The sequence below is a fragment of the Dongia sp. P2_B8 genome, assembly GCF_056404715.1.
Map to the genome: position 1 here is coordinate 78389 of NZ_JBFUDM010000002.1, position 16261 is coordinate 94649.

General features: G+C 62.4%; 18 protein-coding genes. 5 read left to right on the forward strand and 13 right to left on the reverse strand.

From position 1 onward, the window contains the following. Window positions 1-13: 13 nt before the first annotated feature. Window positions 14-634: a class I SAM-dependent methyltransferase gene (locus tag AC1DWZ_RS05255; RefSeq protein WP_477167818.1), complete on the forward strand. Its 621-nt coding sequence runs from the start codon at window positions 14-16 to the stop codon at window positions 632-634. On the opposite strand, the gene AC1DWZ_RS05260 is transcribed toward AC1DWZ_RS05255, so the two are convergent. Together AC1DWZ_RS05260 and AC1DWZ_RS05265 are read right to left on the reverse strand one after the other, a co-directional pair. After that, window positions 631-1134, reverse strand: a complete 504-nt coding sequence (locus AC1DWZ_RS05260) for a DinB family protein (protein ID WP_477167819.1) — start codon at window positions 1132-1134, stop codon at window positions 631-633. The two genes, AC1DWZ_RS05255 and AC1DWZ_RS05260, sit on opposite strands and share 4 nt — an antisense overlap. A gap of 233 nt (window positions 1135-1367) precedes the next feature. After that, window positions 1368-1613: a DUF1127 domain-containing protein gene (locus AC1DWZ_RS05265; RefSeq protein WP_477167820.1), complete on the reverse strand. Its 246-nt coding sequence runs from the start codon at window positions 1611-1613 to the stop codon at window positions 1368-1370. A gap of 163 nt (window positions 1614-1776) precedes the next feature. Here AC1DWZ_RS05265 and AC1DWZ_RS05270 point away from each other — a divergent pair, with 163 nt between their 5' ends. After that, a complete protein-coding gene (locus AC1DWZ_RS05270) occupies window positions 1777-2739 on the forward strand; it encodes a transcriptional regulator GcvA (protein ID WP_477167821.1) in 963 nt (320 codons plus the stop codon). Continuing rightward, window positions 2739-3476, forward strand: a complete 738-nt coding sequence (locus tag AC1DWZ_RS05275) for a hypothetical protein (RefSeq protein ID WP_477167822.1) — start codon at window positions 2739-2741, stop codon at window positions 3474-3476. The genes AC1DWZ_RS05270 and AC1DWZ_RS05275 overlap by 1 nt, the downstream gene beginning before the upstream one ends. Here the strand turns inward: AC1DWZ_RS05275 and AC1DWZ_RS05280 are convergent. The 6 genes from AC1DWZ_RS05280 to AC1DWZ_RS05305 all read right to left on the reverse strand — a co-directional run bounded on the left by AC1DWZ_RS05280 (window position 3460) and on the right by AC1DWZ_RS05305 (window position 7385). Next, window positions 3460-3909, reverse strand: coding sequence for a carboxymuconolactone decarboxylase family protein (locus tag AC1DWZ_RS05280; protein ID WP_477167823.1), 450 nt, complete (start codon window positions 3907-3909; stop codon window positions 3460-3462). The genes AC1DWZ_RS05275 and AC1DWZ_RS05280 overlap by 17 nt on opposite strands. Continuing rightward, window positions 3803-4276 carry a MerR family transcriptional regulator gene (locus AC1DWZ_RS05285; RefSeq protein ID WP_477167824.1) on the reverse strand — a complete coding sequence of 158 codons (474 nt, stop codon included), beginning with the start codon at window positions 4274-4276 and terminating at the stop codon, window positions 3803-3805. Before AC1DWZ_RS05285 ends, AC1DWZ_RS05280 begins: the two co-directional genes overlap by 107 nt. Before the next feature lie 277 nt (window positions 4277-4553). Beyond that, window positions 4554-4892, reverse strand: coding sequence for a YkgJ family cysteine cluster protein (locus tag AC1DWZ_RS05290; RefSeq protein WP_477167825.1), 339 nt, complete (start codon window positions 4890-4892; stop codon window positions 4554-4556). Window positions 4893-4987: 95 nt separating this feature from the next. Next, window positions 4988-5518, reverse strand: a complete 531-nt coding sequence (locus AC1DWZ_RS05295) for a PAS domain-containing protein (RefSeq protein WP_477167826.1) — start codon at window positions 5516-5518, stop codon at window positions 4988-4990. Between the two features lie 355 nt (window positions 5519-5873). Further along, window positions 5874-6395, reverse strand: a complete 522-nt coding sequence (locus tag AC1DWZ_RS05300) for a PAS domain-containing protein (protein WP_477167827.1) — start codon at window positions 6393-6395, stop codon at window positions 5874-5876. A gap of 399 nt (window positions 6396-6794) precedes the next feature. Further along, a complete protein-coding gene (locus tag AC1DWZ_RS05305; RefSeq protein WP_477167828.1) occupies window positions 6795-7385 on the reverse strand; it encodes an NUDIX domain-containing protein in 591 nt (196 codons plus the stop codon). A gap of 132 nt (window positions 7386-7517) precedes the next feature. Here AC1DWZ_RS05305 and AC1DWZ_RS05310 point away from each other — a divergent pair, with 132 nt between their 5' ends. Beyond that, a complete protein-coding gene (locus AC1DWZ_RS05310) occupies window positions 7518-8081 on the forward strand; it encodes a response regulator (protein WP_477167829.1) in 564 nt (187 codons plus the stop codon). 2 nt (window positions 8082-8083) lie between these two features. Continuing rightward, the gene (locus AC1DWZ_RS05315) at window positions 8084-8512 is read left to right on the forward strand and encodes a hypothetical protein (protein ID WP_477167830.1); all 429 of its coding nucleotides are present in this window, start codon (window positions 8084-8086) and stop codon (window positions 8510-8512) included. A gap of 26 nt (window positions 8513-8538) precedes the next feature. Here the strand turns inward: AC1DWZ_RS05315 and AC1DWZ_RS05320 are convergent, their stop codons facing one another. The 5 genes from AC1DWZ_RS05320 to htpX all read right to left on the reverse strand — a co-directional run bounded on the left by AC1DWZ_RS05320 (window position 8539) and on the right by htpX (window position 16191). Continuing rightward, complete coding sequence (locus tag AC1DWZ_RS05320; protein ID WP_477167831.1) at window positions 8539-9609, reverse strand: dipeptidase; 1071 nt, start codon at window positions 9607-9609, stop codon at window positions 8539-8541. Between the two features lie 305 nt (window positions 9610-9914). Then, on the reverse strand, window positions 9915-11804 hold the full coding sequence (locus AC1DWZ_RS05325) for an ABC transporter ATP-binding protein (RefSeq protein ID WP_477167832.1): 1890 nt from the start codon (window positions 11802-11804) through the stop codon (window positions 9915-9917). A 519-nt stretch (window positions 11805-12323) separates the two neighbouring features. Beyond that, window positions 12324-13904 carry an ABC transporter substrate-binding protein gene (locus AC1DWZ_RS05330; RefSeq protein WP_477167833.1) on the reverse strand — a complete coding sequence of 527 codons (1581 nt, stop codon included), beginning with the start codon at window positions 13902-13904 and terminating at the stop codon, window positions 12324-12326. A 111-nt stretch (window positions 13905-14015) separates the two neighbouring features. Next, window positions 14016-14861, reverse strand: a complete 846-nt coding sequence (locus tag AC1DWZ_RS05335) for a winged helix-turn-helix domain-containing protein (RefSeq protein WP_477167834.1) — start codon at window positions 14859-14861, stop codon at window positions 14016-14018. A 388-nt stretch (window positions 14862-15249) separates the two neighbouring features. Continuing rightward, window positions 15250-16191: a zinc metalloprotease HtpX gene (htpX, locus tag AC1DWZ_RS05340; RefSeq protein WP_477167835.1), complete on the reverse strand. Its 942-nt coding sequence runs from the start codon at window positions 16189-16191 to the stop codon at window positions 15250-15252. Window positions 16192-16261 lie beyond the last annotated feature (70 nt).

Sequence of the window (16261 nt, forward strand, 5' to 3'; positions counted from 1 at the left end):
CGATCCCGTATAGATGCTTAAAGATTCCCGCCTGCTGTTCAAATTGTGGCTGAAGAACCCGCGCAGCATCGGCGCCGTCGCGGTATCCGGGCCGGAATTGGCAGCAGCCATGGCGCGCCAGGTCCCCAAGGCCGAGGATGGTTTCGTGGTGGAGCTGGGCGGTGGCACCGGTGCCGTCACCCGCGCCATCCTGGCGTCCGGGGTATCTGCTGAAAAACTGATCGTGGTCGAGCGTGACCCGATGCTGCACAAGCATCTGGTGGAGCGCTTCCCCGGGGTGAAGGTGCTGTTGGGCGATGCGGTGCATCTTCCCTCGCTTCTCAAGCGGCACGGCATTGCGCCGGTGAAGGCGATCGTCTCCAGCCTGCCGCTGCTCTCCTTGAAGAAATCGATTCAGCTGCGGATCGGCGCGCAGGCCTTCACGGTGCTCAAACCAGGGGCGCCGTTCATCCAGTTCACCTATGGCCTGTTCTCGCCCTTGCCGCGCAGCCGCCTTGGCATCACCGGCGAGGTCGAGGAGCGCGTGCTCCAGAATTTGCCGCCAGCAAGTGTGTGGCGCTATTGCCGGCCGGCCGGCAGCCTTGCCACCCGGCACCGTTCCCACGGCAAGACCAAGCTGGAACGCGCTGCCTAAGCACCCCGTTCTTCCCGCACGAAGGCGATCATATCCATGGAGGGGGGCGCGACCTGGGTGCCTGAGAGCATGCCGTGAGCCTGGCCGCGGTGATGGGTCTGGTGGTTGAACATGTGGCCGAGCACGAGATCCATCGGCGTCTCATGGGGAATGCCGGCGGTGGTCTTGTAGACCAGTATCTCGGTGAGGCGCGCCGCTGGCATCCCGGCTACGAAGTCGATGATGCGCTGATCGAGGCTCACACGCGTTTGCCGGAGGGCCGCAAAGTCCGCAGCGACCGTCTGGTCCAATGCCGTGATCTCCGGATCGGCGATGCCGGTCAACCGGCTCATCCAGATGCGGTCGGCGACGATGAGATGGTTGAGCGTCTTGAGCAGGGATGGGAAGAAGCCGATGCGCGGGGCCGCGATCTCATCGGCCGAAAGCTCGCCCACCGCGGCATAGAGGCGGCGATTGGCCCAGGCGTTGTAACGGGCGAGGCTGCTGAAATAGTTTTTCATGGGATCGAGACTAACCAGTCCGGAAAAAGTCTGCCACCGGTCCCGAAGGCTTTTAGGCTTCAGGCCGGTGGCTTAGTTGTCCAGGGATGAGCCGAATGGGGGGTTCGGCCCAAGGGGCAGCGTGTCCCAAGAATCTTGGGGCGGCTGCCCGGGGGGCGGACTGGCCGCCCCCAACACCGTCGTCGGACAAGGAACAGGTCTGGACGACGCCGGCGGTTCGAAAGACAAAGCGGTTACCCGCGCCAGAACGGCTTGCTGTATTCTTCCTCGGCATCGAAGCGGGAGAGGCCGATATCCTTCAGCTGGTATTCCGAGAGGCGCATCAGGTCGCGGCGCGACCGCCGGCGTTCCTGCCATTCCAGGACGGCGACGACCAGGGCGCCAGCGCGGCCGGTGACGGTGTAATGGGTGGGCTGATGATGGCGGGCAGTCCCCTGCGAAGAGGCGGTCGACCCTGAGAAAAGGCTGATCTGAGTCATTGTATCCTCACATTTAACTAACCGGCGTCATTGCCGTTGGTTAGAACTTATGCTTGGATTGCTGCGGGTACAAACGACCGTTTCTCACTTGTTCTGTTAGCTGAGATCACACGAGAACAGCCGCGACAAGACGCGCCATTGATTCTATTGGGGAAGTACCGCCATGCGCCTGCCACCCTTGAAAGCCGTGCGATACTTTGAGTGCGCCGCGCGCCATTTGAGCTTCACCAAGGCTGCCGACGAGCTCTCGGTCACCCACAGCGCCATCAGCCACCAGATCAAGGCGCTGGAGGAATGGCTGGGCATCAGCCTCTTCGACCGGGGTGCCAGGTCCCTGTCGCTCACCGAAGCCGGGCGGCGCTATTTGCCCCCGGTCCGGGCCGCTTTCCACCAGCTGGCGGAGGCGTCGGCGGAAATGCGGGCTTTCCCCGGTGGCGGGCCGCTCACGGTCAGCGCCCTCCCCTCGCTCGCCTCCAAATGGCTGGTGCCGCGGCTCTACGATTTCCAGGCCCGGCATCCGGAGATCGAGGTGCGCATCTCGGCCACCGACCGGCTGGATCCCGTGGGCGAGGGGGATGTCGATATCGGCATCCGCTATGGCCGCGGGCAATGGGCGGGGGTGGAGGCGGAGCTGCTGCTGCAGGACGAGGTGTTTCCGGTCTGCGCGCCCAGCATCCTGGAGGGCGCCATTCCCCTGAAGGAGCCCCGCGACCTCGCCCGCTTCTCGCTCATCTCGGATATGGATTGGCGCCGGGCGCAGTTCGATTTCTGGCCGCGCTGGCTGGTGGCGGCCGGCGTGCCCGACCTTGAGCTCAAGACCAACCTCACCTTCAACTATTCGAATTTGATGATCCAGGCGGCGATCGACGGACTGGGCATCGCGCTTGGCAACACGATGCTGGCCGGTGACGATCTCCGGAACGGGCGGCTGGTGCAACCCTTCCCGCAGACGGTGGTGCTGGAGACCGGCTATTACCTCATCTATGGCAAGGGTGGCTTGCGCCAGGCCAAGGTGAAGGCGTTCCGCGATTGGATCCTGGGGCAGATGTCGACCTTCCAGGACAAGCGCCCGGGCCAGGACAAGCAGACAAGTGCTGTTGAAAATATCAAAGGGAGTGCGATCTGATGCTGCGCCGAATTCTATGCCTGCTGGCCGTGATGATGCTGGCGACGCCGGCCTTGGCGCAGGAAGCGAAAGGTCCTTGGCGCATCAACAATATCCCCTTGGACCTGCCGCTCGACGGCGAACTCAATGGCGAGTTCCTGGAAGGCATCTATCAGGAAAAGCTGATGGACCGGCTGATCAGCAGCGTGCTCAACGAATGGCCGAGCTATCACATCGATTCCACCTTGAAGGTCGGCAAGGGCAAACTCACCAAGGCGGATTCGAAACCGGGTGCCGACACGGACCCCGCCAATGAGCAGATGCAGCTTTATTTCTCGAGCGAAGCCGACCAGCATCGCATCTTCTGGATCCGCACGCATAAGCCGATCAAGGGTGCGGCTGATGCGGCAGGAATTGCTGCCGTCATTCAGACGATCGAGGGTAATTTCGCCAAGGCCGACCGCATCGTCACCGATCCGGAAATGCCCGGCAATGCGATCCTGATCATTGTCGATACCGCGTTGCCGGCCGACGAGCAGGCGCGGCTGCGCGCGGCACTCCCCGATCCGCTCGCCCTTGCCCATGATGATTTCATGGAGTTCTGGTCGATGGATCTGCAGCGCCGCGCGCGTATCCTCGGCAAGGATTTCCGTGGCGCCATTGCGTTGCTCAACGGCTTCCAGGGCAAACTTGAATCAATGCAGGTTGAGCTGCTCGACCTCAAGCGCGCACAGACGGTGTTCAATTTGGCTGAGTGAGCTCCGCTGCAAATACCTCCTTGGCCGCAAACAAACCATTGAGCGCTGCCGGAAAGCCGGCATAGACCGCCATCTGCATGATGATCTCGACGATCTCGTCGCGGCTGAGACCGACATTGAGGCCGGCGGCCACATGCACCTTGAGTTGCGGCACCGCATGGCCCAGTGCAGTCAGCGCGGCGATGGTCGCGATCTCCCGCGCACGGAGATCGAGGCCCGGACGCGAATAGATATCGCCAAACGGAAACTCGATGAGATAGCGCGCAAAATCCGGCGCGATGTCGGCCAGCGCCGCCACGACCTTGGCGCCGCCTGCGCCATCAATCTCAGCCAGCGCTTTTGCGCCGCGCGCGTAACGGTCGTCCTGGGCCCCCAGTTGGACGGGCGGCTGGACGAGTGGCTGGGCGTGCGATTGTTGGGTTGTGTGCGTCATGTGACTTCTCCACCTCTGTTGCGCCGGCCGCATAGCCGGCGATCTTGGTGTCGAGAGCCCGGAGAGAGTTCCGCCAGTCGGCGATCTGGGCCGCCACGCGCGTGCGGTGCGCCTCAAGGAGAGAGCGCCGCGCCGCAAGGGTCGCTGCGCCCTGGTTGCGAAGCTTGGCATAAAGCAGCATCTCTCGGATCGGCATGCCGGTACTGCGCAGCCGATGCAGGAAGCCGATCCAGACCAGAATGGAAGGATCATAGTCGCGCTGCTTGGACCTATCGCGTGCCACGCGCGGCAGCAGCCCGATACGCTCATAGTAGCGCAGCGTATGGGCCGACAAGCCGCTGCGGCGGGCCAGTTCGCCAATCTTCAAAACGCTCTCCGTTCACTCACGACGCCTCAGAAGCTACCGGTTAGAGCGCACTCTAAGTCAAGGCCTGATCGAGCGGGGGCCGGAAAGCCGGAAGATGCGCGCGGATGGTGTTGGTGTTAAGGCCGTAGAGGAGGCGTTGTTTTGCCTCGCCCCGCTTGCGGGGAGAGGCGGCGAGCGAAGCGAGCGGTGAGGGGGCTTTCTATCTGCAAGACTGAGTGCAGCCCCTCACCCCCACCCTCTCCCCGCAAGCGGGGCGAGGGAGTGACCGAGTTACGGCCTATGCCGTGATCGCACTGAACCCATAGAACGCCCGTGCCGTGTTGCATTCCGGATCGCCGGGCAGGCAAGCTCTGCAGACGTCGGGGCGGAGGCCGTAAATGGTGCAGCCCACATGCTTGCCGACCTCGCCTGCGAGGGCCAGGCAGCGATTGCCGTCGCAGCGCATGCCGCTCTGATCTTCGGCAATGAGGGCCGGTGGAATGAGGGCGAGGTCTTCCTCGGCTTCGAGGGAGAAGCGCGGCCAGTTCTTGTCATAGGCGCAGCAGGCGCCGCAGCTCTGGCAGGGGGAGGAGTCGGAAGCTGGGGCCATGGGCGTCAGGAATGGGGTGCTGGTCATCGTCTCACCCTCTTCTCCGGCTCTTTCGTCCCAGGCTCTCTCGTCACAGGCTTTTTCGTCACAGGCTTTTTCGTCCGCGGCCCTGGCGCGCGGCGTCAGACGCTGTAATAGCTTTGTACCAGCTTTTCCTGGACCGAGAAGACCAGGATCATGTCGACATCGTCGCCATTGGCCGACAGCGGCAGAAACACGGATTCGCCGTCGCGGACATCCTGTTCGGTCAACAGCATCTCGAATTCGTCGAACCAGGGGGCGCGGCTGTTGACGACCTGGTCATAGTTGCGCAGGGCATCGAGGATGGTCTCGCCGAAAGCGTGAGTCTCGACCGGCTGGCCCGTCGGGTCGTTGCCGCGCACGGCCACCTCGGCGGTGCCCACCAGGCGATAGACATAGACAGGTCCGCCGGTGATGGACCGGCCGGGACGGACATCGACCAGCATGATGGTGGGCAGATAGGGGACGAGATCGGCAGGGTCGATATCGGCGCGGGCCGGCATCTGGCGGCTGCCGCGCTTCTCTTTCCAATAGCGATAGACCGCCTGCGTGTCGGCATGGGCGACGCTGACCCAGGCCGGGTCGTCCTTCCCTAAATCATCCGGCGCCAAATCACACAAGTTGGTGTCCATTCAAAGTTCATCCTAACGGTCACACCCATACTTATATCGGGCGGAAGCGAAAAAAACGAAATGATTTAATGCGTTAGATTGGATTTTAGAGAGCATCTTAGACGCTCATCGTTAACCCTGACTAGGGTCCTAGGCGTGCAAATTCGATATCCGGCAGAAGGGGTTGGGGCACGCATGATGCGCGCCGTCGGATAGCCCGCCATGGCGGCATTAATCAAGACCGCATTTACGCATCAAAGTTTGATGCGGCAAACCGAAAGTCTGCCGGCCTCTTAAGGGAGATGAATTGATTTAAGGCCGATGGATTTAAGGCCGATGGATTTAAGGCCGATGGATTTAAGGCGGGGGGCAGGACCTAGCGGTCGCCCTCATCCAGCGGCAGCTCGACAGCCAGGATCAGAATGCCATCCACGACGATGCCATCGGGGCTCAAAGGCAGGAAGATCACTTCGTAATCGAGCGAGAGCCCGTCGGCGGTCATCAGGCCGACACGGTCGTTGATCGGTTCGCGCTGGGCCGCGGCCGCAAGACAGCTGCCGAGCGGGATATGCTGGAAGAGGTCCGGATCGAACCCGCCGCTGGGGTCGATGAGGTCGCCCTCGGCCCCCACCTCGGCGATCGAGCGGTAGAGATAGATACTGTCCTCAATGTGGCGCCGGGCCGGATTGAGTTCGGCGAGCAGCACACCGGGCAAGGCCGCGGCCAGGGCAGCAAAGTCGATATCGGCACGGCGGGGCAATGGGCGGCCCAGCCCGCGACCCTGGGCGCAATCGGCCCAGAAGAGATAGAGATCCTGCACATCGGGTGCGGACCCCGCCAGCCAGGCCGGCTGCGCCGGTCGGTCGGGGAGAACATTCGCATACGATACTGTGTGCATGGCCTAAAGTTCCTAATGGGTACCGATCAACCAAATATGGGGCAACCTTAGCGATTAGCCAGTAATTTAATTGCGTTATCGGGGATTTTAGATGATTTGATGCGGTCGCCAACAGGACGAATTCAAACTTAATAAATATCGTTATATCAATGGATTGATGTGGGTATTGGCGTCACAGGTCCATGACTTAACCGAAATCACATTAACTACCGATAGTGTGATTAAAAACACATGATGCGTGAAGGGCGGGTACCTCATTGTCATGGTCCGCGAAGGCGGACCATCCACGAATTTGTCGGCCACTGAAGAAAGCAACTCGTGGATGGTCCGCCTTCGCGGACCATGACAAGTGGGGAGGGTGGGACCGGCAGGGCACAACACCCGGCCTACACCAACCCCCTACCCCATCAACCCATGGAGTGCTGCGTACTGCAGCAGCATGATCGTCTTGGCGTCCTGGATACCGCCGTCGCGGATCATCTGGAGTGCTACATCCAGGGTCATCTCCAGCACTTCGATATCCTCGCCCTCCTGATGGAGCCCACCCCCATCGCCGATGCGCGAGGCCGCTGAATATTCCGCGACGAAGAAGGTGAGGCGCTCGGTGACCGAGCCTGGTGACATGAAACACTCGAACACGCGCTGGGGATGTGTCACCGCGACGCCGCATTCCTCGGCCGCCTCCTTCACGATCGCCGTCACAGGATCATGCTCATCGAGCAGCCCCGCGCAGACCTCGATGAGCGGCTCAGGGTGCCCGTTCACATAAGCCGGAAACCGGAACTGCCGCGTGAGGAGCACCGTCTTGCGGCTCGGGTCATAAAGCAAAATGCACGCGCCGTTGCCCCGGTCATAGGTCTCCCGCGACACCGTCTGCCAAGATCCGTCGCGGCGCTGGATCTCGAAACGGGTTTTCTTGAGGAGATAGTAGTCGTCGGAGAGGATAGTGCTGTCGATGATCTTGATATGGGTCAAAAGGCTACCTGCCACGCTGTGCTTCAATAGGAACGTCGACTGCCATCATAGGAGTGCGCGGCATGCCCTGCCATAGCTTACCCACAGCATCCGCCAGCTGTGCTGCCGGTACCGCGCGCGCCGTCCTTTAGACTGGGGCCCGCACTCATGCCCCATCGCAACCATCGCCAGGCCTACGATCTCAGCCAGCTGCGCATTCTCATCGTCGATGACAGCGACCATATGCTGGTGATCGTCCGGCGCCTGCTCAGCGCCATGCGGATCGAAACCCTGTGGCTTGCCGCCGACGCAGCGGAAGCCTTTCAGATGATGCAGACGCGGACGCCCGACCTCATCATCGTCGATTGGAACATGATCCCGCTCGATGGCATCGACTTCATCCGGCTGGTCCGGCGCGGCGCGGATTCAACTTGCCCGGATGTGCCGATCCTGCTGCTGACCGCGCATACCGAACCGCACCGGGTGCGCGCGGCGCGCGATGCCGGCGTCAACCATGTGCTGGCAAAGCCGGTCTCCTTCAAGAGCCTCTATCGCGCCATCGGCACCATCATCGATGACGAGCGCCCCTTCGTGCGCTCTGACGCCTATGTCGGTCCGGACCGGCGCTGGAAGAAGGGTGTCGCGATCGACGCCGAAAGGCGCGGCAAGGTAACAGCCAAGCAATCGGCCACGCCGGCACGCCGCACCATTCCGCAACCGGAAGGAGCCTGACCATGTCATCCATTCGCGACCGCGTTAGCCTCATGCCGGCCAGCAATCTCGATGCCATGCAGCAGACAGCCACCGACGCCATCGAGGATTTGCGCGCGGCCTATCTTACCGTCAGCCGCAGCAATATCGACCAGCTGCTGCAGATGATCGAGGCACCGGCACCCCATGACGAGGCCTGGCGATCGCTCGTCTACCGCATCGCGCATGACCTCAAGGGCCAGGGCTCGACCTTCGGCCACGAACTGGTGACCAGGATCGCCGCCAGCCTGTGCACCCTCATCCGCAAGGGCGGCACCTGCGAGGACCCAAGCTTCGCCAAACGCGCCACCGCCCATTGCCAGGCCCTCCGCGTCGTCCTCGACAAGGACATCCGCGGCAATGGCGGCGACAATGGTCTGGCGTTGCTGAATATATTATCGATTGAAGCTTAAGAGGGTCAGGCCGGCGCCGTCGGCCGCTATCTCCAACACGCCTCCGCCACGCGCATGAAGTTGCCGCCCATGATGGCGGTGACGTCTGCGTCCTTGTAGCCATGCTTCAACAAGCCGGCGGCGATGTCGGGCAGGCGCTCTGGCGAGACGAAGCGGAGTGTTGAGAAATCGAATTTGGCGCCTTTGACCTTGGGCCACCACAAGGCCGGGTCTTCACCTTCGGGGAGGTCGGAATGATCCTGGTCGAAGGAATAGTCGATGCCGATACCGACATGATCGACACCCACCCGTTCCACCATGTAGTCGATATGGCGGATGATGGTGGCGGTTTCGATGTCGGTGCCTAAGAACGGGCCGATGCCGGTGATGGCGATGATGCCGCCGGTGGCGGCACAGGCCTTGATCTGCTCGTCATCGATATTGCGCGGATGGTCCTGCAGTGCCTTGGCGTTCGAATGCGAGAAGACGACAGGCTTGGTTGAAACCTCCATCACGTCGAGGCTGGTCTGTTTGGCCGAATGCGAGCAATCCATGATGATGCCGACACGGTTGATTTCCTTGACCACGGCGCGGCCTAGTTTGGTCAGGCCCTGGTTCTTGCCAAAGCAGCCGCCGGCGATCTGGTTGTCGCGGTTATAGGCCAAGTGCATCTGCCGCACGCCGAGGTCGCGGTAGAGGCCCAGCATGGCGAGATCGTCTTCCAGCATCACGCTGCCTTCGAGGTCGAAGGTGACGGCGAGCTTGCCTTCCGACTTCGCGCGGGTGATGTCGGTGAGCGTGTCGGCGAGGATGTAATGATCCGAATGCTTCTTGATCCAGTCGCGGAAGCCGGCGATGACGCGGATGCATTGGCCGAGTGGATTGAAATCCATGCCGACATTGACCGAGACATAGGTCGCCCCCGCAGCGCGGTGGCGCTCCAGGGCGCTGCAATCGTAATTGGGCAACAAAGGCAGGCAGGCATGGGCGTCCCAGATGATGCCGTCCTTATAAAGCTGCGGCCAGTCTTTCTGCGGCAGCAACGGCTCGGTCGCCGTCGTGCCGCGCGGGTGCGGATTAGTGGCCTGCTGGGGCTGGGCTTTGGTCGGCTTGTTCATGGCTCTTTCTCCACGGGGGCGTGGCGCGATCTTATCGGCAGTTTGGGTCAGCAGGAAGGTCAACATCATCAATTCTCGTTGGCTTTTCTTGTGGCGGGTTTTTGGGTGGATCGGTTCTTCGTGGCGGAGAGAAGGCCCCCTCTCCCCGACCCTCCCCCACGTTGGGGGGAGGGAGCTCACCGAGTTCGCAGTGGTGTATGCGACAGGCCGGCTAGCATTCCCTCCCCTCGCCCGCCGACGAATGTCGGCATTCGCCGACTGTGGGGGAGGGTTAGGGAGAGGGGTGGTCCGGACAGCCTCGGTCTCTACGCCGCTTCCTCGTCCACCAGCCCTAAGACCTGGCGGTCGAAGAGGCGGCGGTAGATGCCGCCATCCTTACTGATGAGGGCGGCGTGATCGCCTTCTTCGACGATGGCGCCCTCGTTGAAGATGAGGATGCGTTCCAGCGACCGCACGGTCGAAAGCCTGTGGGCGATGACGATCGCTGTCCGGCCTTCGATGAGGCGAGCGGTTGCCTCCTGGATCAGCGCCTCGCTCTCGGAATCGAGGCTTGAGGTCGCCTCGTCCAGAATGAGGATCGGCGCATCCGCGAGGAACGCGCGGGCCAAGGCCACACGCTGCCGCTCACCGCCTGAGAGCTTCACGCCGCGTTCGCCGACCAGGGTGCCGTAACCCTTGGGCAGGCGCGAGATGAAGTCGTGGGCGTTGGCAAGACGTGCGGCACGTTCGATCTCCGCCTGCGTGGCACCGGGCTTGGCGTAGGCGATGTTGTCCGCCAGCGACCGATGGAACAGGATCGGTTCCTGCTGCACGAGGGCGATCTGGCTGCGCAACGATGCCTGCTGCACAGCCGCCACGTTCTGGCCATCGATGCGGATCTCGCCCGCCTTGATGTCATAGAGGCGCTGGATGAGCTTGACGAACGTCGTCTTGCCCGAGCCGGAGAGACCGACCAGCCCCACCTTCTCACCCGCCGCAATCGTGACCGAGAAATCCTGATAGAGCGGCGTCGGATGGCCCGCATAGTGGAACGTCACACGGTCGAACTCGATGCGACCCTGGTCGATGGTGATGGGCTTGGCCCAATAGCTATCCTTGATGCCGAACGGTGTCGCGTGGATGGCGACCAGTTCCTCCATGTCGTTGACCGCCTTCTGGAGGTCGCGGATATAGGCACCGATATCGTAGAGATAGCCGTGGATCACGAGATAGGCCGTGAGCACGTAAGCGACCTCGCCCGGCGTCGCCTCGCCCATCCACCACAGATAGAGCACCATGCCGATGATGGCGGCGCGGAGTGTCAGCAGCATGACCGACTGCAGCGAGCCGTTCATCGTGCCGCGCATCCAGGTGCGGGCCGAGCGCAGCCGCCATTTCGTGGTGATGCGCGCCAAGAGCGCATCCTCGCGCCCCTCGGCACCGAAGCTCTTCACCACCGCGTTGCAGGTGATGGCATCGGCCAGGGCGCCGGTGGTGCGCGTGTCCCACTGGTTGGAGAGGCTGGCGGCGGGGCCCACGAATTTCACCGACATCAGGGCCGAGACCGTGATGTAGATGATGACACCGACCGCCACGATGACACCCATCATCGGCCAATGCCAGCCGAGCAGCAGCGTCGAACCGACCAGCACCACGACCGCCGGCAACAACGCCAGCATGACGGTGTCGTCGAGGATATCCATGGCCCAGGCACCGCGCGTCACCTTGCGCACGGTCGATCCGGCGAAGGTGTTGGCATGCCAATCCGTGGCAAACCGCTGCACGCGTGCAAAGGAATCCGCAATCATGTGCGACATGATGCGGAGCGTCACCTTCACCACGCCGGCGAAGGCAAGGTAGCGGAAGGCGACCGCGACGACGCCTAGGCCCATGATGGAGCCCAGCGCCCACAGCGCTTCATGAAGTGCTGCGTCACCATGGGGCTGGCTCACCGCATCGATGAGACGGCCGGCAAAGAGCGGGATGCCGACATCCATCAAGGTGGCGAGCGTGATGGTGAGGCCGACCCAGACGAAGAGCGGGATCTCCTTGCGCCAGTAGCGCATGGAGAAACCGAGAACGGCCGCAAACGCGTTGCGGCGTGCGGGTTTCTTCGCCTGCGGCATCTCCAGGGTCACCCGGTCCAGCTCATGCCGGTCGGGCTGGTGATGTGTCATGCCCGGATTGGGGACATGCAATTGAGTATTGTCGGTCATGGCTTTGTCGGTGATCGCAATCGACCACCGCCTCTGGCTTGTTCCGGGAAAATGCGGGTGGGGACGAGATCGGAATCGCGGCACGGATGGCGGCGAAAGTCCCGATGCAAGGCCCCGGACGCAAATCGTCCCGGCTATATGAAACGCAAATGGAGAGAGATGGACTGAGTACAGGCCGTTAGTCGGTGGCCTGTACGGCGGCGCGGCGACCTAGCTGTGGTGCTGCGGCGACATCAGGCCGGGGGATGTAAATGCGAGCGCGTAACGCATGCGTGCCTCCCGGCGAGTGAAGTTGAGGTGGTCGTTATAATCCGGCTGCGACATTTTGGCAAGAGGGTGCGCACACGCTGGGTGTGGGGTGTGTCGGGCAGCGATTGGCTTCCGCCATTCCTGATCTTCTCCCTCTCCCCTTGCGGGAGAGGGTTGGGGTGAGGGGGTGGATAGATCAGACTCGCCGATAGACCCCCTCACCCGCTCGCTATCGCTCGCACCCTCTCCCGCAAGGGGAGAGGGTTTCAATCAAGCAAACCACCAGCGTTTATACATGTAGCCGCCGTCATGGTCGTAGTTGGTATTGAGGTCGCCATGTTCGAGCTTGGATGTGTGGGCTGAGGTGTAATTGTTGAACATCAGCACCATGATGCCGCCATCGTCGTGGAGGATCTGCTGCATTTCGGCATAGAGGGCCGCGCGCGTCTGCTCATCCGTCTCGGCGCGGGCCTTGACCAGCAGCTCATTGAACTTGGGATGCTTCCAGAATGTATCGTTCCAGGGCGCCGAGTCCGCATAGGCCGTGGTGAACATCCAATCCGCTGTCGGGCGGCCACCCCAATAGGAGAAGCACCAGGGCTTCTTCATCCACACCGCGTCCCAATAGCCGTCATTAGCTTCCTTGATGACGTTGATGTCGATGCCGGCCTTGGCCGCCGATTCGCGCATGAGCACAGCGGCATCGACCGCACCGGCAAACGCCGCATCGGCCGCCGAGAGATCGACCTTGAGGCTGGAGAGGCCGGCCTTCTTCAGATGGAACTTGGCCTTGTCGGGATCGTAGGCATAGGCCGGTTCCGGATTGGTCGCATATTTGATCGAGGGGGCCAGCGGATTGTCGTTGCCGGCCTTGCCGTGGCCGAGCAGCACTTTCTTCACGATCTCCTCGCGGTCGATCGCCCATTTCAACGCCAGGCGCACGTCGACATTGTCGAACGGCGCCACGGTCACATTCATCGGCGCCACATAATGCGCAAAGCCGGTGACGTCGGTGATCTTGATGTCGGGGTTGCGTTCCAGCATGCCCAGCGTCTTCAAGTCGGTGCGGTCCATGTAATCGATGTCGCCGGTGAGGAGCGCATTCTGGCGTGCTGCCACATCGACGATCGAGAGCATCTCGATCTCGTCGAAATAGGGTGCGTCGAGATGGAAGTTCGGGTTGCGCTTGGCCTCGATCTTGACGCCGGGATCGTACTTTTCCAGCTTAAACGGGCCGGTGCCGACGCCGGACTTCCAATCGATGCCGTCCGACGAGGCCTGGAAGATCGGCAGATGATAGTCGGTGGTGATGTAGGGGAAGTCGGCGCTGCCCGATTTCAGGGTGAAGACGACGCTGTCCTTGCCGTCCGCCTTGATGTCGGCGATGTCGACCAGCACCGATTTAGCGCCGGATTTCGAATTCTCGCCGCGGTGATAATTATAGGTCGCGACCACATCGTCGGCGGTCAGGGACTTGCCGTTATGGAATTCGACGCCCTTCCGCAGCTTGTAGACCCAGGTCTTGGCGTCGTCGCTGGATTCGACGCTTTCGGCAAGATCGGGAATGGCATTGTTCTTCTGGTCGATGGCGGTGAGGCCATTGCCCAGCACAGTGCACATGTCGGAGACGAAGCCGTTGTTCCAGGTCGCAGGATCCAGGCTGTCGGTGGTCTGGCCATGGCCGATACCGGCGCGGAACTTGCCGCCTTTTTTAGGCTCGGCGCGGGCCGCCTTGGTGAACAGGGTTTCCGCAGCGCTGACCGTGACGCCGGCCGCCAGCGCCATCTGGATGAAGTCGCGGCGGCCCATGCGGCCGCGGCTCGCCAAAGATTGCATTGTCTTGAGATCCATCGACATCCCCTTAGCCCCGCTGTTCTGGTTTATCTCGCAGGGTACGTTAAGCGGCGCAGCCGTCCCCCCTCAACGTTTTTAATTGGAACACTGGCATGACAGAAACTGACGTCACAGGAGGAATTGTGGGGCGAGCACCGGCATGTCAGGCAGATGCTGCGCCATGAAGCTGCGGATCGCGGCACCGTCGCCAAGCTCGGCCAACCATAGAACCGCATGATGCCGGTGCCGTTTCACCGCGTGGCGGGTAAGCTCAAGGAGATTGTCGGGGCCGACATTGAGCAGGGGCGCGGTGCCGGCTTCGGCGAGGACTGAACGGGCGATTTCGGCAATCTCGCCATTGCCGGCCACGATGATGTCGGCCTCCGGATGCAGCGACCGGAGGGCAGCAAATTCGGCCCGGATGCGGCGATAGAAGCGGAGTTCCTCGGTCACGAAAGCCTGCAGCAGAGCAGAAAGCTGCTGCCGCCCGGCCTCGGTCAGCAGATAGCGATAGCCGCTGCCTTGGCCCTTGGCCCGCCCGAGCTTCAGCAGCCAGCCGTCACGGACACAGCGGGCGGTATAGACATTGACCACCGCCAGCGAGACGTTGAGAGCCTGGGCCAGGCGCCGCTGCGAGATCAGCGGATCGCGGGCGTAGGCAGCGAGCGCCCGCAAGGCAAGCTCGCGTTCGACATGGCGCTTTTCCTGGCGGATCTTCGGGAACGGATAGGCGCTGAGCAGGTTTTCCCGGCCGCCGGCCGATACTGTGTCCGCCCTGGCATCAGTTGGCGTTTCGGGCGCCGGCGGACCCAGCGTCGCCAGATAATCCAGGGCCCAGCGCCTGGCATCGGGCAGGTCGGCCTGCCCGGTGCTTTTGACCAGCGGCCGCTTCTCCCTCGGACGCCGGAAGGCCGCCTGCCAGAAGCGGGTCGGCCGATCGCTGCGCTTGAACAGGCGCACGCTGTTGCCGGCCAAAAAGACCGATCCGTTCCGGCCTTTCACGGCCAAGCAAGGTGTGTGTTAGGTGTGTGCATTTATGGCACCATAACAGAAGCTGGGGGTCGGGCCAAGCTGGCACCCCTCCGGCCGGCGCACCTGTCACGGATTGGAAACAAAGCGAGTGCAGTTAATTAGATGTGATCGGGCGGGAATGCCCGCAAGACAAGTTCCGCTACCGCAGCGTTAGGGTCCCGAACGGGGACGGCATGGATGGTGGGATGGGGAATTCATCGATCATGGCGCGCCTCGACCGTCATCCCTGGGTCTGACCCGGGGATCAAGGGTGACTTGGCTCAGTTTTTCGGTTGCAAGCTGATGCCCGGGTCAAGCACGGGCATGGCGAATAGAATTACCCCACCTAGAGTTACCCCCACGGGCCGCGGCGCTGGCGTTCGACGGTCGAGGGGATCGAGGAGCGGCGCGTCGGGCGTGGCGATGCCGATGGGCGCGCCATGGCGACACCGCTGCTTTCCATGGCCAGCAGGCGATCGATGCGGTTGGCGACATGGGGATGGGTCGAGAACAGGCTGTCGCCGGCGCGGCCATGGAGCGGGTTGACGATGAAGAGATGGGCCGAGGCCGGGTTGGCTTCCGCCACCTGATTGTCGATCACCTCGGCGCCCTGGCTGATCTTATCAAGCGCGCTGGCGAGGGCCCGGGGATTGCCGGAGATCTCGGCACCCACCCGGTCGGCCTCATATTCGCGGCCGCGCGAGATCGCCATCTGCACCAGCATGGCAGCCAAGGGCGCCAGCAGCATCACAACCAGGCTGCCGACGGCGCCCAGCGGATTGTTGCGGTCGTCACGATGGCCGCCCATCAGCCCCATCCACATCAGCGAATTGGCCAGCATGCCGATGGCGCCCGCCAGCACGGCGGTGATGGTCATGGTGAGGGAGTCGCGGTTCTTCACGTGCGCCAGCTCATGCGCCATGACGCCGGCCACCTCGTCGCGCGACAGCATGCGCAGGAGGCCGCTGGTGGCCGCCACTGCGGCGTTCGCCGGATTGCGGCCGGTGGCAAACGCGTTGGGCTGGTCATTGTCGATGATATAGACCTTCGGCATGGGGAGGTCCGCCTGCGCGGCGAGCTTTGCCACGATGCCTTCCAGTTCGTGGCCCTCGGCCGGCCGCGCCCGGTACATGCGCAGCACGATCTTGTCGGCGTTCCAATAGGCGAAGAGGTTCATCACCAGCGCCACGCCGAAGGCAAAGACGACGCCCGTCTGGCCACCGATCACATAGCCGATCGCCAGAAACAGGCCGGTCATCGCTGCCAGCAGCAAAGCGGTCCGCATGTAACCCATCGCGCATCGACCTCCATCGCTAAGGCGCCCAATAACCCTAACGGCAAGATTGTTACGGGTCGCGGCCTAA